Raw genomic sequence first — 21,643 nt, 5'->3', positions numbered from 1 at the left:
AATAATGAACAAAATAAAAGAACCTATAAGGTCTCTCTATGCTTTATGCTTTCTACGGTAAGCATAATGAAAGATGATCGGCAATACTGTAAAAGACAGCAGCATACAGATGATCAGTCCACCTACAATCATAATAGCCAGAGGTTTTTGTATTTCCGATCCCATCCCGTTAGACATAGCTGCCGGAAGAAGTCCCATAGATCCCATCAAAGCGATCATCACAACCGGGCGGATCCTGCTTTGAACCCCTTGGGCAATCGATTCTTTAAGTGACATTCTGTTTTGAAGATTCTCTTTCATCACACCAATCAGAACGATACCATCAATAGTAGCTACTCCGAAAAGAATAATAAACCCAATTCCCGCTGAAATCCCGAAAATAGTTCCTGTAAACCAAAGGGACAAAAATCCCCCGATAAATGCGAATGCCAGTGTAATGGAAGAGATCAGCGTATCTTTCATATTCCCGAAATTGAAGTACAATAGCATCAGGATAAGAACTAAGGAAATCGGAATCACCATCGCCAGTTGTTTTGCAGCTCTTTCTTTACTTTCAAATTCTCCGGCCCAGGTCATTTTATGATTCTTTGGCAGCTTTACCTCTTTATCGACCTTCGCTTTTGCTTCTTTGATCGTACTTCCTAAATCACGTCCTTCAATATTGAACCCAACTCCAATATATCTGCTGTTTCCTTCACGATAAATAAATGAAGGTCCGGTATGATAATCAATGGTTGCAATCTCTTTCAACGGAACTTTTTTATTATCCTGAGTAGGAATCAGAATATTCCCCATCTTTTCCGGAGTATCACGGTATTCCTTCTCAAATCTCAGCATGACATCAAACATCCTTTCTTCCTCATAAAACTTCGTTGCAGCCTGTCCGCCGATCGTCATTTCGATAACAGCCTGCGCATCTGCTGTGGATACACCATATTTTGCCATTTTAGAGTCATGAAGCTGTATCCTTAATTCCGGAAGTCCTATATTTTTAAAGACATTCACATCGGAAATTCCGGGAACAGTTCTGATAGAGCCAGCCACCTGATTCGCATAGTTTTCAAGCTCAAACAGATCATTACCGAAGATCTTGATTACCAATGGCGCTTTTACTCCCGCTACATATTCCTCCACGTTATCCTGTATCGGCTGGCTGAATCCAAAATTAATTCCCGGATATTTTTCAAGAGAAGTTCTCATTTCTTCAAGAAGCTCTTCTTTGGATATTTTTTTCTTCCATTCATTTTCCGGCTTCAGCTGGATATTAAATTCTATATTAAAGAAACCTGTAGGATCTGTTCCGTCATTCGGCCGGCCGGTCTGGGTCATTACAAATTTCACTTCATCATATTTCATTAAGATCTCCTTCATCTCTTTGGTCAGCCGAACAGATTCATCGAGATTGACACTATTCGGAAGGGTTGCCCTCACATAGATCGCGCCTTCATTAAGTTTAGGTAAAAATTCTGATCCGTAATTGGAGAATCTCCATCCACAAACAGCCAGCAATGCAATGAATCCTATGATAAATCCTTTTTTGTGACGGTCGCTGAATTCATAAATCCTGTAAATATTCACTCTGAAGAATCTTGAAATAAAGTTTTCTTTTTCCTCAATATTCTTTGTCAGCAAAAGCTTACACATCGCCGGAACATAGGTCAGACTCAGGATCAATGAACCCAATAGTGCATATCCCAGGGTAAATGCTAGTGGAGAGAACATCTTTCCTTCAACTTTCTGGAACGAGAAGATCGGCATCAAAGCAACAATAAGGATCAGTAAAGCAAAGAAAATATAGCTTGCCACACTTCCGGCACTTTTCTTAATGATTCCCAACTTGGAAATTTTATTGAACCGCCTTAGTCCTATTTTCTTGGCTTTATGTTCGAGGGCGACAAATACATGTTCTACGATCACCAACGTTCCTTCGAGGAGCAGGCCAAAATCCAGCGCCCCCATAGAGATCAGATTAGCCGGCAACCCTTGAATTTTAAGCATAATGATCGCAAAAAGGAAAGCCAGAGGAATAACCGAGGCCACAATGAACGTTGTTCTCCAATTATACAGGAAAATAAATACAATAATGGAAACCAGAATGACACCTTCGATCAGGTTTTTGGAAACGGTATGTACTGTTGTATTCACCAATTCTGTACGGTCAATGATCGGAACAATCTGGACATCACCCGGCAGCTCTCCTCCATTCAATTCTTCGATCCTTTCTTTCAGCTTTGCAATAACTTCGCTTGGATTTTCCCCACGAAGCATGATTACAATTCCTTCTACCACATCATTTTCCTGATTGTATCCCACCTGACCCAGTCTGGGCTTTGCAGACACTTTGACCTCCGCAACATGCTTCACCAGAATAGGGGTAGAACCTTTCACTTCGATCTGAATATTCTCAATATCGTCTTTTTTCTCTAAAAGACCTATCCCCCTCACTACATAAGCCTGGTCACCTTTTGCCACAACATCTCCTCCCACATTAATATTACTCCTCGAAACCGCTTCATACACATCCAGGGGGGAAAGGTCATAATTGTGTAATTCCGTAGGATTGATCTTTATTTCATAGGTCTTTTCTTCACCTCCAAAGCTCACGACATCAGCTACACCGGGAACTGCTAAAAGTTCTCTTTCTACAACCCAATCCTGGATTGCTGTTACTTCTTTAATCGGTAATTTACTTTTAATGATATACCTGTAGATTTCACCCGTAGCTCCGGATGGCGGCTCTATGCTATATTCCGCACCATTGGGCAGATCCACATTCCCCAGCTTATTGGAAGCGTACTGCTGCGCATAGAAATCATTCACATGATCATCAAAGATCACAGTAACAACCGACAGCCCGAATAATGAAATGGATCTTACCGATGTTTTATTCGGGATGGCATTCATTTCTTTGGAAATCGGTAAGGTGACAAATTTTTCTATTTCTTCAGCACTTCTCCCCGGCCATTGGGTGATTACCCTTACTCTGGTGTTGGTAACATCCGGAAAAGCCTCAATAGGGGTATGTATATAGGAATAGATTCCTCCTGCCAGCAATAGAAAAGTCCCCAAAAGAACGATCAATGAGTTTTTTAAAGAGAAGGAAACTATATTCTGTACAAATTTTCGCATTACTTCGTGGAATTATTTAATGGGTTCTTCAGGTTTTCGTAGATCAGCAGTCCATTGGAAGCAATGACATTTTCACCCTGCTTCAGGTTCCCTTCTACATAGATATACTGGCTGTTGGAAGCTATTTCCGTCACCGGTCTGATCTCCAGTTCACAGTCTTTCTTATATACCACAACATAGCTTTGGTTGTTGTCGAAGATCAATGCTTTGGCAGGAATCGCCAGGGCGCTTTTATTTTGTGAATTAACCGGTAAAACAACATCCGCCGACATACCAGGTCTTAGCTTCATTCCATTATTATCCATAATAATTTTGGCTTTAAGCACTCTTTCATTCTCATTGAATACCTGTGAAATATTGTTGATCTTTCCTGAAAAGCTGTCATCCGGATAAGCAAGGGTCTTTACCACGACAGGCTGGTCTACATATACATGCCTCATATTGGTAGCATACACATTCGCCATTACCCAAACCTTATCCAGATTGGAAATGGTAAAAAGCTGATCACCACCTGCAGTGACAGGCATCCCTTTGGAAATATTTTTGGCAATAACATACCCGTCCGCAGGAGCTTTGATCTGAATGGTACTGCCCCCTGCAGAATATAGCTGCATATTTTTCTGAGTCTTGGAAATATTGGACTGAAGAATCATTACTTCAGATCTTGCCTCCTGAAGATCTTTTTGGGAAGCAATATCGTCCTTATACATCGCTTCTACAGAAGCAAGTTTTCTTTTGGCCACTGCCAGCTGGGCCTGTAAAGTTTGGGTATCATCCTGCATTTCATTGACTGCAGTACTTTTTACACTGGCCAATACCTGCCCCTTTTTTACATAATCCCCTAAAGAAAAGTAAGTATCTGTAACCACTCCATCCACAAGGCTTACAAAAGGAACCGTCTTATCTGAGTTGCTCTCCACTTCTCCGGTAAGGGTAATGCTTTCCTCTATAGGAAGCATTTCCGCTTTCACCAGTTTAATATCCTTCTTAAGTTCTTTACTGATGCAGTAGCTTTTTTCAGTCTGTTTATTTTCCTCTTTTCCGGTACATCCCGTAAAGACTGCTAAGGCAGATAGAGAAATCGCAGCAATGTATTGGGTCGTATTTTTGTTCATATCTTATAAATCTTGTCCTACAACATATTGCAGGTTTTCATAGTATTGATTAAGTTCTTTTTTAGTATCCAGAATGATCATTTTATTGCTGATATAGGTATCCAGAAAGTCCATATATTCCAGCATGCTGATATTTCTCAACCGGAAATTTTTCTCATGGCTTACCAGCAGGCCATCTAATGTAGATTCGTAATTCTCATCTATTTCTTCGGAAATCTGTTGTGTCCTGATATAGTTTCTGAAGACAGAAACAATTTCATTTTCAGATTTCAGCATATTTTTCCGGGTTTCGTTTTTACTTTTCTCGATCTCAAGTTTAGCTTCCTGAATATTTCCTTTATTCCGGTCGAAAATGGGAAGATCAAACGAGACTCCCAGTCCAATGAAATCCTTCATAATGTTTCCACCCCGATCATAGCCTATGGAAACAGCAACATCCGGAGTTTTCATTGCATTTTGAATTTCCAGATTTTTCTCCGCATGTTTTTCCTTATTTTTCGAGATCAGGATATCCGGACGGTTTTCCTTCGCCTTTTCAAGCCACTGTGATACTTCAATTTCTGAAAGCTGTTTTTCCGGCATGGTAAAAGAATCGGAAATAATAAGATAAGTACCGGAAGGTACCATTAGCAAAGCTTTCAGTTCCATCTGCTGTTCTTCAATTTCCTGCTTCAGTGAAACCAGCTTTTTCTTGAATTCAATCTCCTGCGCTTTTAAGCGGACATATTCTGCTTTACTGATATTCCCGAGATTCAGCTGGTTCTGGTAAGACTTTGTTAATTTTTCAATAGAGGAGATCTGGCTCTGATAGATCTTCTGCTGCTCCTGGTTGTAAAGGATTTCTGTGATGGTATTCCTCAAAGACTTCTTAAGTTCCCGAAGCACTTCCTGCAATTCATATTTCTCTCCTTCTACTTCTATTTTCTGCAGTTCAATATTTTTTCTTCTCTTCCCTGCAGTCTGAATCACCTGCTCTATCTCAGCAGAGATCTGGGTATTCTTTCCCCAGTTCCCTATAAGGGCTGGCTGTTCTTCAATATCGTAAGTTCTCCATAGATTGACTTCGCTGATGCTGAGGGTAGGATTAGGCCAGTATTTTGCCTGGACAGCACGGGCCTCTGCCTGGGATATTTCCAGTTTCCGTGCAATGAGGTCCAGATTTTTAGCCAGAAAAACTGCTTCAGCCTCCTGTCTGCTGATTTTCAATGTATCGGAAATCTGTGCAGAAAAGAAGCTAAAGCAATGAATATAAAATAGTGTAAAAAGAATTTTCTTCAAGGTCTCTTATTTTAAGACCACAAAGCTATCTATCTAATATTAGAGCCAATTTCGAATGAAATTAAAATTCAGTTAGCCCAACATTAGAGTTTGATTAGAACTTTTTTACAACACAAAATCCACAATGTCTTTACAAATAGTGTAATCAGGAATGAGAGGGAAATATAAGGGTAACGGTAGTTCCCACATTGACAGCAGAGTCAATCTTCATCACAATACGATGATGGTCAAAGATACTTTTTGATAATGATAAGCCGATACCGCTTCCTTTGATGTCGTCCACATTTTTACCTCTGTAGAATGTTTCGGTTATTTTTACAAGATCATCCTGCGGAACCCCTTTACCTTCATCCTTCACTTCAATAACCAGATGATGATCTCTTTCTGATAATATGACTACAACAGGATTATATTCAGAATATTTGATGGCATTTTCTACAATATTATATAATGCAAGATAAAGTAACGTTTCATTTCCCGGCATTTCTAATAAGGCGGGTTTTGCAACGTTAAGCTGTATTTTAATGGATGAATTCTTTTCTTTTGCTTTAGGTTCCAGCTTCTCATAAATTTTCCAGATCAGCTCATCTATTCTAACCTGCTTATGTGAAGTTTCCAGTTTTGTCATACCGGACATCAGCAGGAGATTATTCAGGATGTTTTCAATTTCGTAAACATGATCCAATGATTCTTTTGCCACCTTCCGGTATTCTTCAGGAGTACGGTCCTTTTTGGCAAATACTTCGAGGTTTCCGGAAATAGCCGCTAAGGGAGTTTTAAACTCATGGGAAACATAATTGATGAAGTTCTGCTGCAACAGGACATTTTCAGAGATCCTGCCTAATAGTTTATTATAAGACCTGATCAGATCTTCAATCTCATCATTGGTATTGGCTGACGTAATTGCCGTGGCAATATTATTATACTCTGCTTTATTAATCCGTTCTACCACATTGGAAATAGGTTTATAAACAACCTTTGAAAGATATCTGCTCAGGAAATAAATAGCCAGCAAGCCAATAATCAGTACGGAAAGCATAATAATGGCAAGCCTTAAGATCTGTGACTGGAATGAATCGTCCGGAGATTTTACAAAAACAACAAAATCGCCCTGGTTGTCCGGATAAAAGATCCCATAATAAAACTGATTGTCAGACATGAATTGTATTCTCTTGTTGTTTCTGACCACCTGCAAATGAGAGGGCTTTATATTCTTATCATTCAGATTCTGCCCGAATGTGACCTCATTATTCTGATTATAAACCGCTACCCTGTTATTTTGAATAAGATGATTATATTCTTTTTTGACCTGCGCATGCCTGTCTTTCGGAAGCTCATCTTTCTCAAGGTAGTAGATTGCAGAAATAAGTGCCGTATTTCTCAGCTTTTCAAAATAAAAGATCTTCGTGCTGTCATAATAGGCGAAAAATATCACCGCAGATGTGATGATAGACACGATGCCGAATGAAAGGCTTGAGATAAGGGTAAATCGGTTTCTGAGTGTCATAGTCAGTCTTTAATTAAGTACCCGGTTCCTTTCACCGTATGAATAAATTTATGTTCGGTTTCATCGATCTTATTACGGACATAGGAAATATACACATCGACTACATTCGTAGTGTTGTCAAAATCAATTCCCCAGACCTTGTGTAAAATCTGTGTTCTGCTCAATACCTTATTCTTATTCTCCATAAGAAAGGTAAAAAGTTTATATTCTGTAGGAGAAAACTCGATCTCCTTATCGTTCTGTGTTACTTTATGAAGATCAGTATCAATGACTATATTTCCACACGTAAGGTAATGATCTTCCTTTTGATAGCTTAACCTGTTTCGCCTCGTCAGGGCTTTGATCCTTGAGATCAGCTCTTCAAAGTGAAAGGGTTTTGACAAATAATCATCAGCTCCCAGATCCAGCATTTTAATTTTATCATCCGGGCTGTTCAAAGCACTTAAGACCAGAATCGGGGTATAGTTTCCTTTGAATCTGATAAGCTGGGTAAGCTGCATTCCATCTAATCCCGGAAGCATAATATCCATTAAAATAATATCAAAATCGTAGGTATGAAGAAATTCCCGTGCCTTTTCACCGGAATCGGCAAGCGTCATATTGTAACCGGCTTCAGAAAGCCCTTTCATCAAAAAGTTACTGATTCTTTGATCATCCTCTACCAATAAAATATTCATATAATGCTGAAATTTCCCATAAATATAGGTAATTCTGATGTTAGAAAGGAAGCGACAGGCCTAAAAGGAGTGAATTCTGTGAATATTCAGAAATTAATTGCTCAATAGTAACTTCCAGCCTTTTTTCATAATTTTGGAAGATGGAGATGATATATTTATTTATTGGGTGTATTGCCGGTGCAATACTGGGAGCGGTTATTTTATACTTTGCACTGAAATCATCAATGGTTTCAAGAAGTTCCTATGATGACCTGAACGCCTTCTTCATCAGAACCCAATCTGACCTGGAGAATTCAAACCTGAAGATCCAGGAGCTTAATCAAAATATCAGCAAAGAGAGAGAAGCCAATATTCTTCAACAGGATTTACTGGATGACCTTAAAAATGAGTTTTCAAAAATATCAGCCGAACATTCTTCACTGACAGCACAGTTTCAGGAATTAAAGCAAATCAATCTGAGACAGACTTCCCAGATAGATACCTATACCATTGAGAAACAAGATCTTTTTGCCAAAAACGCTGAGCTTACCGCAAAAAATGAAAGCCTTCAAAGGTCTCTGGACACCCAAAAGGAAGAAATCACCAAAATACAGGAGGAGTCAAAACTTCAGTTTGAAAATCTGGCCAACAAGATCCTTGAGGAGAAAACAGAAAAGTTTACCACATTAAACCAGAATAATTTAAAAAACATCCTTGATCCTTTCCAGGAAAAAATTGCAGACTTAAAAAATAAGGTCAATGAAGCCTATGAGAAAGAAAATAAGGAACGTTTCTCTCTTGCTGAAAAAGTAAAGGAGCTCGCGGAGCTGAACCAGCAGATCTCCGACGATGCCAAAAAGCTCACCAGGGCTTTAAAAGGTGAAAGCAAAACACAAGGAAACTGGGGAGAAATGATCCTTGAAAGCATCCTTGAAAAATCCGGTCTGGTAAAAGGAAGGGAATATTTCCTGGAACATGAATTGCGTGATGAAGATAACAATGCGCTATTCTCTGAGTTCTCAGGAAAAAAAATGCGGCCGGATGCCGTTATTAAATATCCTGATGAAAGAAATGTAATCATTGATTCCAAAGTATCGTTAACAGCCTTCACTGACCTGATAGACGAAACCGATCCGGATGTATATGCTATAAAACTGAGCCAGCATCTCGGATCCATCAAGAACCATATTGCACAGCTAAGCCAGAAGGCATATGACGACTACGACAAATCAATGGATTTTGTCATGATGTTTATTCCAAGTGAGCCGGCTTATATTGCCGCTATGCAGGCAGACCCCAACCTTTGGAACTATGCTTATGAAAAAAGAATCCTTCTCCTGAACCCAAGCAACCTGATCACTTCCCTGAAACTGATTGCTGATCTGTGGAAACGCGAATACCAGAACAGAAATTCTATGGAAATCGCTGATCGTGGCGCTAAGCTTTATGATAAGTTTGTAGGGTTTGTGGAAAATCTTGAGAAAGTGGGAAGAAATCTTGACCAGGCTAAAAACGTTTACAATGATGCTTATAAGCAGCTTCATACAGGAAATGACAACCTTGTGATTCAGACCCAGAAGCTGAAGTCACTGGGAATCAAAAATAAAAAAGACCTGCCACAAAGCCTTATTGACAATAGTAATTTAACAGAATAAAAATTGCATGGGTATATTTTGAGTCCGGATACAACCTTTGGACTGCCATATTTCTTCATTTCTTTATGAATCTGTACCGGGAAATCTATTCTGTATCAGAAAATGTTTCCGGAAACCTCTATGGAAATCTTTACAAACTTCTTTCCATTGTCGTCATGATCTCAGTCGTTATCTATTTTAAAAGGAAAAATAAAATCCCGTTTGAGATCACATGGAAAAACCTTTTTGTCAAAACCAACGAAGCTCAATCATAAATTTTGCATAATTTTGCGGAATGTTGATAGAAAGTTTTCAAAACGATAAGATAAAAAATGTCACTAAGCTTCTTACTGACAACAGATTTCGTAAAAAATCAAAAGTTTTCGTCGTAGAAGGGCAACAGGAGAATGAAAGGGCAATACAGTATGATTTTGAACCTATAGAATTCTTTATCTGTGAAAATATCTTTAAAGGCAGGCTTCCTGACAGGAAAATCCACTATGTGAGCGAAAAGGTATATGAAAAAATAGCTTACAGAGGAAGTTCTGAAGGTATTATCGGAGTATATGCAGCAAAAGAAGCACCTCTTTCCTCATTCATTCCAAAAGAAAATTCTACGGTAATTATTGTTGAAGGCGTCGAAAAGCCCGGTAACCTTGGAGCGATTTTAAGGAGTTGTGAGGCATTTGGGATAGACGCCCTTATCGTAGCAGATGGAAAAACCGATTTTTATAATCCCAATGTAATCAGATCCAGTGTAGGCTGCCTCTTCGGAATGGAAGTTTATCAGGCTGAAAATAAAGAAACGCTGGAATTTCTTCAGAAAAATCAATTCAACATTTATACAACTCTGATGGATGAAAGTGCTGAGGACCTTTATAAAAGAGATTTCACACAGCGTTCTGCGGTATTATTCGGTACTGAGCATTCGGGGTTAAGTGATTTCTGGACCGGAAAGGGAAAGAACACCCTGATCCCTATGTCCGGAAGCATCGATTCTTTGAACCTGAGCAATGCTGTGGCTATTACCTGCTATGAGTCTTTAAGGCAAAAGAAAGGATAAGTCAGCTTTTTCAGGATTAAAAAAAATCTTTAGACATTAAGATTCAATAATATTGTCAGATAAAGCCTGGCTCTGATGCAATGAGATTGATTCGCCTCCGGTTCGCAATGACAGGTAAAGAGATTAAAATAAAAAGCATAAAAAAACCGTCTCACTGGGTGAAACGGTTCTTTTATTTTTAAGCTTACGCTAGAATTATTTCTTAGCAGCATCTTTAGCAGCATCAGCAGCACCTTTAGCAGCATCAGCAGCTCCTTTAGCAGCGTCAGCAGCTCCTTGAGCAGCATCTTTAGCAACTTCAGCACCAGCAGCAGTTGTAGCAGCAGCAGCATCTTTAGTAGCATCTACAGCAGCAGTTGCAGCAGAATCAACAACTTTAGCAGCAGAATCAGTAACTACAGCAGCAGAATCAGCTAAGCTAGCAGCAGCAGAATCAGTTGTACCTTCTGTAGAAGTAGCTTCAGTTTTTTTACAAGCAACTAAAGAGATTGCAGCGATAGCAGCTACGAATAATGACTTTTTCATAATAAATTAAATTTAATTTTGTTAATATTGTTTTATAAAATTTTCTTCTGTTCTGTTATTTGAACAATACAAAGGTAGAGCAGTTAGAAAATTTGTCTATGAAAAATAATTGTAATACCTTTGTAAAATTGTTTTACAAAAAAACATAGCTGATAATCAATAATTTAATTATTTCTTGAAAAATTGACAGATTTAGATCTATTACACTTTGAACAGCTGAAAAAGGATGTTCAGGGTCAATACTTAAAAGAATACACCCCTTCACAGGATGATATTTCCAAGTGGAAGGGTATAGATATCATATATTTCCAGGAAGACCTTCGCAAAAAAGCAAAAGGTAACATCAGTGAAAAATCATTTTACACCTACTTCAAAACTTCACCAGTCACCAAATTACCCAGGATAGACATGCTCAATTTATTGAGTATTTATGCGGGATACGACTCATGGTACGAGTTTAAGAAACAGCATCTTTTTGCCGGAGAGCTGCTTCAGGAAAATGAAAGCCTGGATGAAGAAGAGATCAGTGAACTGGAAAAAACAGTGTCTTCGGCTCCGGAACTTCCAAAAACGGAAATTCAGTCTAAAAAACTGGAGGCTCAGCCTGCTGAAAATTCTGATTTACAAAAATCAACTACTGAAAATCAACCTGTTAATGAAAATGAAAATTTTCAGAAAGATAGTCATACTTCACCTTCAATACCTAAGAAAAATTTCATCAGAAAGAATGCGTGGGCTCTTGTCACTTCAGTGCTGATTGCTGTAACAGGTTTACTTGGGTTTAAGGATGTGCTTTTTTCAAAAACCTATAAATATTGCTTCATCGATAAGGACAGGGGAGTTTCTGTAATCAATACATTGGAAATAATGGTGGTAAAGGAAAATGAGTCTCCGCTGATGTATAAAATAAAACCCGGAGAATGTTTTTATTATTCCACAAAAGATAAAAATCTTAAAATGCGGATCAGCGCTCCTTTCTATGAACCCTTAGAAGTCAACAGAAACCTGGAAAACGCTCCTGAAGAGGAAAAAATAGAGCTGAAACCGGATGATTATAAAATGGCAGCCTATTATTTCTCCATCAAAGATATAAAAGGGGGTAATAATGAGGAGCAGGTAGCCCTGATCAAACAAAAAAGAAATCAACTGGAAAATCTGATCAGCAGTAACGCTGTAATCTATCAGGTCTATGACAACGACACTTATGGAATAGAAAGGCTTGATAAGCAAAAGTATATCACCCTTGTAACGACACCTACTACTTCACTGAAAAATCTGAACGTAATAGAAATGAAAAAGGATACTAACGGTAAAATCATATCCATCAAATTTAAAATTGCCTCCACAGATGAAAAGAATAAATAACTTTCTAATTTTCACGGTGCTTCTGACTTTATTTGTTGCCTGTAATAAAAAAACAGAGGTAAGTGATCTCGATAAATTAAGAAACAGCAACAATGAAAAAAGCTATCCGGCTATACAGATGGACAGCATGCAGGCAATCAATTCAATCACCAAACAGAAAGTCCAGGAACTTCTTGATTTGTCTACCCTTTATTTGTCAGGCAACAGAAATACGGAAATAGATACTGTTATTTATTCACAAATGGAAAGCTATTTCCACAAACCGGATTCGTTGACCTTTAAAAGGCTTATCAATGAGCTGGACAGCATGAAAGTAAAAACAGTAAAGGTAAACAGTCTGAACGTTTATAAAGAATTTTATAAAAAAGATACACTGGACTATGCTAAATTCAATGTAGAGTATTTTGACAGCAAAAATAAATCTTTAGGAAGCTTTGAAAAGAATGCACAGTATATATTATTGTCAACCTCTAAACCTAAAAAGGAATTTAAATTCTATTTTTTAGATTTTTATTCCAAACCGCTTAAGAAAGACAGCACTGTCGCAGGAGTAACCAAATAGTCTAAAGGAATATCATTTTCCCAGACGTCATCGATATTTTCATCGGGGTCAAAGTAATTGACTCCGATTTTTTTTGTTTCTGTGGAAATACTTTGAAACAGTCCGTCATAAAAACCTTTTCCATAGCCTACTCTATTTCCTGTTTTATCGCAGTACAAAAGCGGAGTAATGACATAATGAAAGTGATTTTCACCGGAATCCTCGTTTGAAACAGGTTCTGAAATTCCCCAACGGTTTATTTCAAACCCGGTATCTTTGAAAATTTCAATATTGATAAGCTTATCAGCTACAACTTTAGGAACATATACGCGGATATTATGCTCCCAGAAATACTTAATAAAGATCTGGGTATCAATCTCATTAAACTTCTCAATCGGAACAAAAATATGTACCTTCTGTCCGGCATGAGGTTTAAAATAAGTGATAAAGTTTTGAAAAACATTTTCAGATAACAGGAAAGCCTCATCACGAGACAAGGCTTTCCTTTTTTGCATATATTTTTTTCTAAGCTCAGCTTTCAACATAACAGTTAAATTGTTTTTACTGAACAGTTTCTTTATACATTACGCGTTTTCGGCAGGTTCCAGAATTTTATAAAGCTTGTCTGACAAACGAACTCTAAATGGAATTTCAAAAGTGATCTGGTCTCCTTGTTTTGCCGTTTCACAAGGACCTCCGTTTGCATAGATCTGAGTCATGGTAAGCTCCTGTTCCCCAGTTGTAGGGCCAGAGATCAATACCTTATCTCCTACAGAAAGCTCTTTATTTTCAATTAAAAACTGTCCGATCTTTGATTTTGAATAATAGTGCTCTGCTTTTCCAACCAATACTTTTTTGACGGATATTTTCTGACGGATATTTTTTGTTTCCGCTTTTGCTAATGGTTGGGTTGGCAAATCTCCTGATTTTTTAAATTTCAAAGCATCAGATTTTCCTTTTCTGAAAACCTTATTTCCAACCTGCAGTCCTTTTCTTAATTTCACCTGCTCTTCCCATGGTAAGTGTATCGTCTCCAAACATTCTGTGGAACAACAGTTTTCCATCGCGGCTTTACATTCATCACACTGAATGAACAATAGATGGCATGCATCATTAGCACAATTGGTATGGTTATCACAAGGCTTACCACACTGGTGACACTGTGCGATAATATCATCTGTAATTCTTTCCCCTAACCGGTGGTCAAATACAAAGTTTTTACCAATGAATTTACTTTTTATCCCTTCTTCTTTTATCTGGCGGGTATACTCAATGATTCCCCCTTCTAACTGGAAGACGTTTTTAAAGCCCTGATGCTTGAAGTAAGCACTGGCCTTTTCACAGCGGATACCACCTGTACAGTACATCAGCAGGTTTTTATCTTCCTTATGGTTCTGTAATTGTTCGTTGATAATAGGTAAGCTTTCTCTGAAGTTTTCCACATCCGGAGTAATGGCACCTTCGAAATGCCCTACTTCACTTTCGTAGTGATTTCTAAAATCAACTACAATTGTATTGGGATCTTCAAGCATATTATTAAACTCCTGTGCTTTTAAGTGAATTCCTTTGTTAGTAACATCAAAGGTATCATCATTCAGACCATCGGCAACAATTTTATGTCTGACTTTGATGGTCAGCTTTAAAAAGGAATGATTATCCTGCTCAACCGCTACATTCAGACGGATTCCTTTCATAAAATCGTATACTTCTAACGTATCGCGAAAAGCTTCAAAATTATCCGCAGGAACGCTCATCTGAGCATTAATTCCTTCATGGGCAACATAAATACGGCCAAGCGCATCAAGGGCGTTCCAGGCTATAAATAAATCGTCACGAAATTTTTTGGGATCTTCAATTTTAGCGTACGCATAGAAAGATAAAGTAAGACGTTCCTTACCAGCTTCATCAATAAGTCTAGCTCTTTCTTCTGCGCTTAAGGTGTTATACAGTTGCATGCTATAAACGTTTTAAGTGAGAAAAATTTTTTGCAAAGATAATCATTTTTCAATTATGTATATTGATAAGTGTAACTGATGACTGATCTCTCCCGGCAATTATAATAAAATGAATAAGATATATGGAAGAACTATTTATACTTCACCCGGATATTCTGACCTATTTTCTTTAATATTTTTTTAAGTTTTGTTAAGTATGACATTAACAATTATGACATAATGTATAAAATGATTTAATAGCCGTTAAATTTTAGTTAAAATTGAAACATAGCATACTAATTGCTTACTTATTTAACAGTAAATTTGTTTACTCAAAAAACATAAAAAAGAAATTAATTAATAAACAAGAAAGATATACAATGAAGAGTACTTTAAAAAAACTTTTACCATTTGCAGTAGTGGGAGTTATCTCGGGAGCTACTACCGTTGGAGCTATACAATATTTCGGACATAACTCCAACAACGGAGATCAATCTTATTTCACAGCATCAGCACCTACGGCATCATTTGTAGGAATGAATACAGGTGCGGTAGGCGATGATTTTGTAAAAGCGGCCAAAACAACCGTTCCGGCTGTGGTCACCATCAAAAATTACCAAAGCAGAAGCTCAAGCAGAGCTTCAGAACAGGATCTGTTCGACTTTTTCTTCGGAGACCCTTTTGGAGGAAGAGGCCAGCAGCGACAAAAGCAGCAGGCTCCAGACAACCTCCCTTCAGGAATGGGTTCAGGGGTAATCATCTCTCCGGACGGTTATATCATCTCCAACAACCACGTAGTAGCCGGTGCCAATAAGCTGGAAGTGGTGTTAAGCAACAAAAAATCATATATCGCAACTTTAGTAGGAACTGACCCTAACACTGATATCTCTTTATTAAAGATTGAGGAAAAAGGACTTCCTTATCTAAATTTTGCCAACTCAGACAATATTGAAGTGGGACAATGGGTACTTGCAGTAGGAAATCCACTGGGATTAAATTCTACAGTAACCGCAGGTATCGTTTCTGCTAAAGGAAGGGGAATCGGAATCTTAGGAAGCCAGGGAAAAGCAGCAAACCCAATTGAAAGCTTTATCCAGACAGATGCCGCGATCAACCCGGGTAACTCAGGAGGTGCTCTGGTAAATACGAATGGAGACCTTATCGGTATCAACTCTGCGATCCAGTCTACAACAGGATATTATCAGGGGTACGGATTTGCCGTTCCGGCCAACCTGGCAAGAAAGATCGTTGAGGATATCAAGAAATTCGGAATTGTACAGAGAGGATTCCTGGGAGTTCAGTCATTAGACCTTTCCAATGATCAGCTGGTAGCAGGATACAACAGACAGTTCAAGACTAATCTTAAGGTAGGTTCCGGAGTTTATATTACAGGATTCGGAGAGAAGAGCGGTGCTGAGGATGCCGGATTGAAAAAAGGTGATATCATTACCAAAATTGATAATTATGCTGTAACGGACTTCGCTGATCTTTCAATGTCTATCGGAAGCAAGCGTCCCGGAGATAAGGTGCAGGTAACTTATTTAAGAGATGGCAAAGAAAATACAACTACCGTCACACTTAAAGACCAGAAAGGAGGAACTTCTACAAAAACAAAGGCTGATCTTACCGTAACTGAAAAGATCGGGGCTGACTTTGACCCTCTTAATGAGAGATTCAAAACAGAATACGGTCTGAACAGTGGTGTGGTTGCCAAAAACGTTTCAGAAGGTAGCGAAATGGCCAAAATCGGTATTGTAGACAATTATATCATCATTGAGATCAATGGCAAACCGGTAAATTCACAGAAAGATGTAGAAAAAATCCTGGATAAATACCAGGGGAATGTACAGGTGAAATTTGTGGATGACTATGGAAGAATCTATACAAAAGGATTTAAAATGCCTTAATCAAAACAATAGTTTTGTTTTCATATCAACAAAAAACGCTGCAGAGATCTGCAGCGTTTTTTAATATTTTTTTATTTAGGGTTATTCATTTTTTCAGCAATTCTTTTCTTTTTGTTCCGCTCATAAATCACTTCTACGATTTTACCGCCAATCCATGAAAACGGAAAGAAAGTAAGGAAGATCGATATCTTATAAAATGTGGGGTGATAAGGAAATATGATCACATCCAACATTGCGATAAAAAGCATAATAAAGCCGATAAGGATAGCATAAGCTACTTTGGCATATTTAACGATGATAGCCGTTGCCACCCCTCCAATTGTAGTTCCCAATCCGGAAATAAACAACAGGAAGCCGAAAAACGCCTGGTCATCTTTCATACTGAAAAGAAACCTTTGCCAATGCTCAAACGGAGCGAAAGCTTCAAAGGTAACCCATTGCGGAAAAGCCCTTATACCAAGAGTAATGATAAGCCCCGCAATACTAAGACCTACCAACACCGCAATTGTATTTCTTATAAAGTTCATTAATCCTGATGTGCGATCATAGAAATTTCGATATCCACATTTTTAGGCAGGCAAGAAACCTGCACGGTCTCACGGGCCGGATAGCTTTCTGCATCCAGATAAGATGCATAAATATCATTCATGACAGCAAAATCATCCATATTCTTAAGGAAGATCGTAGCCTTTACAACATTTTTAAAGGTCATTCCTGCTTCTGTAAGAACCGCTTCAAGGTTTTTCATTACCTGGTGCGTTTCTTTCTCAATTCCCTCCACCAATTTACCAGTTGCAGGATCTACAGGAATCTGTCCGGAGATATACAAAACTCCGTTTGCCATATTAGCTTGTGAATAGGGTCCGATGGCTGCAGGTGCATTAACTGTGTTTATTATTTGTTTCATATACGGATATTTATTTTTTCTAGATTCTTTACAACCACCATTCTTTGTTGATAAATTCCGGCAATGGTGATTTTATTAGAATTTATTCTGGTTGCAAATATAAAATATATATTCTCAAATGCCAATCTGATATTAGAAAGGGGCATTCGGCTGCGTAAAACTTCTGTCTTTGTACTTCAGGGCATCACTTAATATATTCGCTTTGATCCCGATAAAGAAATCGTAGACTTTATACTGCCCGAACGGAACCCAGTTGAAATTAATCGTAAAACTTCGCTGATCTCTTGAAAAACCTATTCTTGTATAGGCCAGTTCTTTTGTCACCAGGTCAAAGTGGGTACTTCCGTTGATATTCCAGTAAGGAGTAAGCTTGATGCTTCCGTCAAGACCTACAGATGCAATCTTGCTTCCAAATCTGCTAAGCCCTTTTGAGTAAGCATAATTGGCATTAATATTCAAAGTCCAGCTCTGGTCAAAATGGGCATAATTATCATCATCAAAATAATAATTCTCATTTCTTATCTCTCCTTTTTTAGAGTATTTTTTAGCATACTCTGTTTTTTCACCAAACATTTCACTGCTTAACGGATAAGATAGCTGAACATTGAATCCCTGTACGTTGAAGTGTCCGAACTGTTCCGTTCTGATACCGGTATCCTGCCCCGGAAGGAACTCGATCTTATAAGGATCAAGGGAAAGGCTCGTATTGACAGTAAGCTTACTGTTGAAAAAGGAAGACTGACCATTGATCGTAAAGATAGACCACGGATGGGTTTTTGCAGCAAAATTGTAGTTCCCTGAAAGGTTTAAAGATTCAAAGATCTTGATCTTTTTCACCCCGGTAGAGTCACTTTTGGACTTCACCTTCATCTCGATGTTGTTTCCGATATTAAAACCTAAAGCACCTACCACTCCACTTGACGGACTTCCTACGATTCCTTTTTCAAAAATAGAATAAGGGGTAAGGGCTCCGTTCGCATTATAGTAGTTTTTGTAATACCCGAAGTTAGGGCTTGAGAAATCCGGAGAATAGGTAAACCCGATACTTGGAGTCATCATATGTCTTACCGCTTCCACGGCAGATCCTTTTTTAAATTTCAGCATTCCGTAAAGCGTTGTCTGAAGACTGGCGGTAGTAGAGAATGTTGAATATCCTGTCAGATTTTTATTGATCTCGTCTACTGTAACGTTCTTTACAGGATCATAATATCGGTTCAATGTCTTTGTTGTCAAGGCATTGTCGATATTGGCATTTAAGCTGAATGTGAAATATTTTGCCAAAGTGGTGTTCGTTGCCAGTGCAATATTATTTTTAAGCCCTGTCTGCATTTTATCCCACATTTCCTTTTTAAACAGCTCATTTTCCTGAGTATTGACAAAGTTGGTAAGATTAAAGCCTGTATTGACCGTAATATTTTCAAGAAGTCCCTCTCTGACTCCTGTTTTTGATTTAAACAGATAAAACTGATTCACCGCTACGTTCATCTGCGGAAGGCGAAGATCTGCCAATCCTGTTGCAAAATTCTGGGAATATGATGCTGTTCCTGTAATGGTTATAGGAAGCGTCAGAAATCTTTTGGTAAGGGTTACCGTTGAATTCTGCTGTGTATTCAATACATTCTGGTTGAAGATATAGTTATTATTCAGCGGATTGTTGTAAAACTTTGTACTTACGATATCCACAGAAGCGCTGAATGTCAGGAAAGGATTCGCTTTGGCGTCCTGCGAATGGGTCCAGTTAATTCTATATGTGCTGTTTCTGGTATAGTCTTCCAGTCCTTTGATTCCTCTTACCATAGTTCCGATATCCGCATTGAAGCTTCCCGAGTAACGGTACTTTTTCTGATAATTCATCTGCGGACGCAGGTTCCAGCTTCCTTTGGTGTAAATATCCGCCAGTACTTTAAGGTCAAAGTGTTCTCCAATCGGCTGATAATACCCTATTCCATTCAGGAAAAAACCAACATCTTCCCTTTCTCCAAAACTCGGAATAAGAATACCTGCAGCTCTTTTGTCTGAAAACGGTAAAATGGCGAATGGGAGATAAAGAGGTGTAGGAACCTGCTCTATAAACATCTGAATAGGTCCGGTAACGATCTGGGATTTGGTTTTGGTTTTTACAAGCTTGATGTTGTAAGCCCTCATAAAGTAATCCGCAGCAGTATCTTTTTTCTTAATGAAATAATCATCGGTCGTATAATCTGCTCTTACCATGGCAAAAACAGAATCGTTATATTTTTTTGTTTTCTGAGCGATGATCACCCCTTCACTTTCTTCTGTTCTGGCATTGAAGGCTATAGCCTGCTTAGTCTTTGTGTTATAGCTGAATTCGTTGGTTTCATATTTTTTTCCGGCCTGTGTAGTGATCACGGGTTCAACGATCTTCCCTAAAGAATCCTGTTTTCCTCTGGCATAGATCAGATTTTTATTATCATCAATGGAGATATAATCTGCATCGATCTGCATATCCTGATACTTTACCTGGGCGTTTTTGTTAAGGAATGTCATTTTTTTAGGAATATCCCTTCTCTGGTCATCAGCTTTTGTACGAAGAACATCATCTAAAGCTTCTTTTTTTACAACTATGGTATCCTTTTTGGAAATAGTATCATTAACCACATTTTTAGGCAATTTTTCAGGAGTTTTCTGTGCTAAAAAATTGTTAAAAATTAGGATAATTAAAATTTGTAATATATTTTTGAGGACGGTTTTGGCCAATTTTATTCTATATAATTAAGGCCCAAAATTAATATAATTTTTATAACTGTAAGATGCACAAACAAAATTTTAAAATAATTTTATCATTTCTCCTTATCCTTATCAGCAACTTTTTTTTCTCCCAAAAGAAATTTACCATTGTTTTGGATGCAGGACATGGAGGAGGTGATCACGGGGCCAACAGGACCTATGCAGACATTGGAAGGGTCGCAGAAAAAGACATTACACTCGCCATTACCTTAAAAGTGGGTGCGATGCTTGAAAAGAACAGGGATTTCAAGGTAATATATACCCGTAAGATCGATGAGTATCCTTCTCTTTCTGACAGAACGAATCTCGCCAACAGAAGCAAAGCAGATCTTTTTATATCCATCCACTGTAATTCCTCACAAAGACCTACGGCATATGGCACGGAAACCTATGTTCAGGGGCCTAATCAGAATAATGAGAACCTTGAAGTTGCGAAAAGAGAAAATGACGTGATCTTTCTGGATGAAAAAGATAAACAGATCTTCGGTTCTTATAATCCTGACTCCCCGGAATCTTTGATCGCATTAAAACTTCAGCAAAGCAAATACCTTGAATCAAGTCTTCTTTTGGGAGGATTGGTAGAGGATAATTTCGTCAACAAAGACAAACGATTTTCCAGAGGAGTGTTCCAGAAGAACCTTCACGTTCTCCGTATGAATGCCATGCCTTCTGTACTGATCGAAACAGGATTTATCAACCATCCCGAAGAGAGTCATTATATCGCCTCGGAAAAAGGTCAGAATGAAATTGCTGAAAGTATCTATAATGCAATTATCGATTATAAGAAAGCAATCGACAGAAAATCCGGAGGATCATCAATTGCCGTCAAACCCCAGGAACCGGAAAAACCGGCAGAAACCCCTCTGAAAAATGATTTCAGAATATTGCTGATGAGTTCCCCTACAAAGTATAATGAAAACGATCCTGCTCTGAAAGGACTAAACTATATCCTTACGATCAAAGAGAACGGACAGTATAAGTATTACTATGCTGTAACCAATATGGCTTCTGTAAAGGACATCAACCTTAAGACGGCCAAGGATGCAGGGTTCCGAAATGCCTTTGCGGTAGGATTCATGCCTAATCAGCGGATCAGCATGGGATATTACACCATAGAGGTCTATGTGGGTGACAAGCTGAATGGGAATTCATATATCGTTCAGAATCTGAAAGACGTGGAAAGACAAAAGGACAATGGAGTCTTCTACTATACCTATGGAAAAGTCTATACATTGGAAGATGCTGTAAAGCTTCAGAAAGAGCTTGAAGCTAAAGGAATCAAAAACACGGTGATACAAAAAATATATAAATAATTTTAAAAAATAATTTTGAAG

General features: G+C 38.3%; 18 protein-coding genes. 7 read left to right on the top strand and 11 right to left on the bottom strand.

Annotation, left to right across the window (positions count from 1 at the left end):
- Window positions 1–36 precede the first annotated feature (36 nt).
- The 5 genes from AC4IF5_RS06555 to AC4IF5_RS06535 form a co-directional block, all read right to left on the bottom strand.
- Window positions 37–3,129 carry an efflux RND transporter permease subunit gene (locus AC4IF5_RS06555; RefSeq protein WP_490732828.1) on the bottom strand — a complete coding sequence of 1,031 codons (3,093 nt, stop codon included), beginning with the start codon at window positions 3,127–3,129 and terminating at the stop codon, window positions 37–39.
- Window positions 3,129–4,244 (bottom strand): efflux RND transporter periplasmic adaptor subunit, encoded by a 1,116-nt coding sequence (locus AC4IF5_RS06550; RefSeq protein ID WP_490732826.1) that lies wholly within the window; start codon window positions 4,242–4,244, stop codon window positions 3,129–3,131. Before AC4IF5_RS06550 ends, AC4IF5_RS06555 begins: the two co-directional genes overlap by 1 nt.
- 3 nt (window positions 4,245–4,247) lie before the next feature.
- Complete coding sequence (locus AC4IF5_RS06545) at window positions 4,248–5,522, bottom strand: TolC family protein (protein WP_490732824.1); 1,275 nt, start codon at window positions 5,520–5,522, stop codon at window positions 4,248–4,250.
- 145 nt (window positions 5,523–5,667) lie between these two features.
- The gene (locus AC4IF5_RS06540) at window positions 5,668–7,029 is read right to left on the bottom strand and encodes a sensor histidine kinase (protein ID WP_490732822.1); all 1,362 of its coding nucleotides are present in this window, start codon (window positions 7,027–7,029) and stop codon (window positions 5,668–5,670) included.
- 2 nt (window positions 7,030–7,031) lie between these two features.
- The gene (locus AC4IF5_RS06535; RefSeq protein WP_490732820.1) at window positions 7,032–7,706 is read right to left on the bottom strand and encodes a response regulator transcription factor; all 675 of its coding nucleotides are present in this window, start codon (window positions 7,704–7,706) and stop codon (window positions 7,032–7,034) included.
- 140 nt (window positions 7,707–7,846) lie between these two features.
- Between AC4IF5_RS06535 and AC4IF5_RS06530 the strand changes: the two genes are divergently transcribed.
- The 3 genes from AC4IF5_RS06530 (at window position 7,847) to AC4IF5_RS06520 (ending at window position 10,382) form a co-directional block, all read left to right on the top strand.
- Window positions 7,847–9,340 carry a DNA recombination protein RmuC gene (locus AC4IF5_RS06530; protein WP_490732818.1) on the top strand — a complete coding sequence of 498 codons (1,494 nt, stop codon included), beginning with the start codon at window positions 7,847–7,849 and terminating at the stop codon, window positions 9,338–9,340.
- A gap of 65 nt (window positions 9,341–9,405) precedes the next feature.
- Window positions 9,406–9,594, top strand: coding sequence for a hypothetical protein (locus tag AC4IF5_RS06525; protein WP_490732816.1), 189 nt, complete (start codon window positions 9,406–9,408; stop codon window positions 9,592–9,594).
- 20 nt (window positions 9,595–9,614) lie between these two features.
- A complete protein-coding gene (locus tag AC4IF5_RS06520) occupies window positions 9,615–10,382 on the top strand; it encodes a TrmH family RNA methyltransferase (protein ID WP_490732814.1) in 768 nt (255 codons plus the stop codon).
- A gap of 195 nt (window positions 10,383–10,577) precedes the next feature.
- On the opposite strand, the gene AC4IF5_RS06515 is transcribed toward AC4IF5_RS06520, so the two are convergent.
- Window positions 10,578–10,907 carry a hypothetical protein gene (locus AC4IF5_RS06515; RefSeq protein ID WP_490732812.1) on the bottom strand — a complete coding sequence of 110 codons (330 nt, stop codon included), beginning with the start codon at window positions 10,905–10,907 and terminating at the stop codon, window positions 10,578–10,580.
- Between the two features lie 183 nt (window positions 10,908–11,090).
- Here AC4IF5_RS06515 and AC4IF5_RS06510 point away from each other — a divergent pair, with 183 nt between their 5' ends.
- The gene (locus AC4IF5_RS06510; protein WP_490732810.1) at window positions 11,091–12,272 is read left to right on the top strand and encodes a hypothetical protein; all 1,182 of its coding nucleotides are present in this window, start codon (window positions 11,091–11,093) and stop codon (window positions 12,270–12,272) included.
- Entirely contained in the window at window positions 12,256–12,834 is a 579-nt protein-coding gene (locus AC4IF5_RS06505) for a hypothetical protein (RefSeq protein ID WP_490732808.1), read from the top strand. Before AC4IF5_RS06510 ends, AC4IF5_RS06505 begins: the two co-directional genes overlap by 17 nt.
- Here AC4IF5_RS06505 and AC4IF5_RS06500 read toward each other — a convergent pair.
- Together AC4IF5_RS06500 and trhO are read right to left on the bottom strand one after the other, a co-directional pair.
- Entirely contained in the window at window positions 12,783–13,358 is a 576-nt protein-coding gene (locus AC4IF5_RS06500) for a 5-formyltetrahydrofolate cyclo-ligase (RefSeq protein WP_490732806.1), read from the bottom strand. The two genes, AC4IF5_RS06505 and AC4IF5_RS06500, sit on opposite strands and share 52 nt — an antisense overlap.
- A 39-nt stretch (window positions 13,359–13,397) precedes the next feature.
- A complete protein-coding gene (trhO, locus tag AC4IF5_RS06495; protein ID WP_490732804.1) occupies window positions 13,398–14,768 on the bottom strand; it encodes an oxygen-dependent tRNA uridine(34) hydroxylase TrhO in 1,371 nt (456 codons plus the stop codon).
- A 359-nt stretch (window positions 14,769–15,127) separates the two neighbouring features.
- Between trhO and AC4IF5_RS06490 the strand changes: the two genes are divergently transcribed.
- Window positions 15,128–16,654 carry a trypsin-like peptidase domain-containing protein gene (locus AC4IF5_RS06490; protein WP_490732802.1) on the top strand — a complete coding sequence of 509 codons (1,527 nt, stop codon included), beginning with the start codon at window positions 15,128–15,130 and terminating at the stop codon, window positions 16,652–16,654.
- Window positions 16,655–16,725: 71 nt separating this feature from the next.
- On the opposite strand, the gene AC4IF5_RS06485 is transcribed toward AC4IF5_RS06490, so the two are convergent.
- From AC4IF5_RS06485 to AC4IF5_RS06475, 3 genes are all read right to left on the bottom strand, one after another.
- Window positions 16,726–17,181: a hypothetical protein gene (locus AC4IF5_RS06485; RefSeq protein WP_490732800.1), complete on the bottom strand. Its 456-nt coding sequence runs from the start codon at window positions 17,179–17,181 to the stop codon at window positions 16,726–16,728.
- Window positions 17,181–17,561 carry a RidA family protein gene (locus AC4IF5_RS06480; RefSeq protein WP_490732798.1) on the bottom strand — a complete coding sequence of 127 codons (381 nt, stop codon included), beginning with the start codon at window positions 17,559–17,561 and terminating at the stop codon, window positions 17,181–17,183. The genes AC4IF5_RS06485 and AC4IF5_RS06480 overlap by 1 nt, the downstream gene beginning before the upstream one ends.
- A gap of 132 nt (window positions 17,562–17,693) precedes the next feature.
- The gene (locus tag AC4IF5_RS06475; RefSeq protein WP_490732796.1) at window positions 17,694–20,279 is read right to left on the bottom strand and encodes a putative LPS assembly protein LptD; all 2,586 of its coding nucleotides are present in this window, start codon (window positions 20,277–20,279) and stop codon (window positions 17,694–17,696) included.
- Between the two features lie 53 nt (window positions 20,280–20,332).
- Here AC4IF5_RS06475 and AC4IF5_RS06470 point away from each other — a divergent pair, with 53 nt between their 5' ends.
- A complete protein-coding gene (locus AC4IF5_RS06470) occupies window positions 20,333–21,622 on the top strand; it encodes an N-acetylmuramoyl-L-alanine amidase family protein (RefSeq protein WP_490732794.1) in 1,290 nt (429 codons plus the stop codon).
- Window positions 21,623–21,643 lie beyond the last annotated feature (21 nt).

This window comes from Chryseobacterium sp. UF-290, assembly GCF_058245615.1.
Note: the sequence above shows the minus strand (reverse complement) of the source record. Positions and strands in the feature narration are given on the sequence as shown.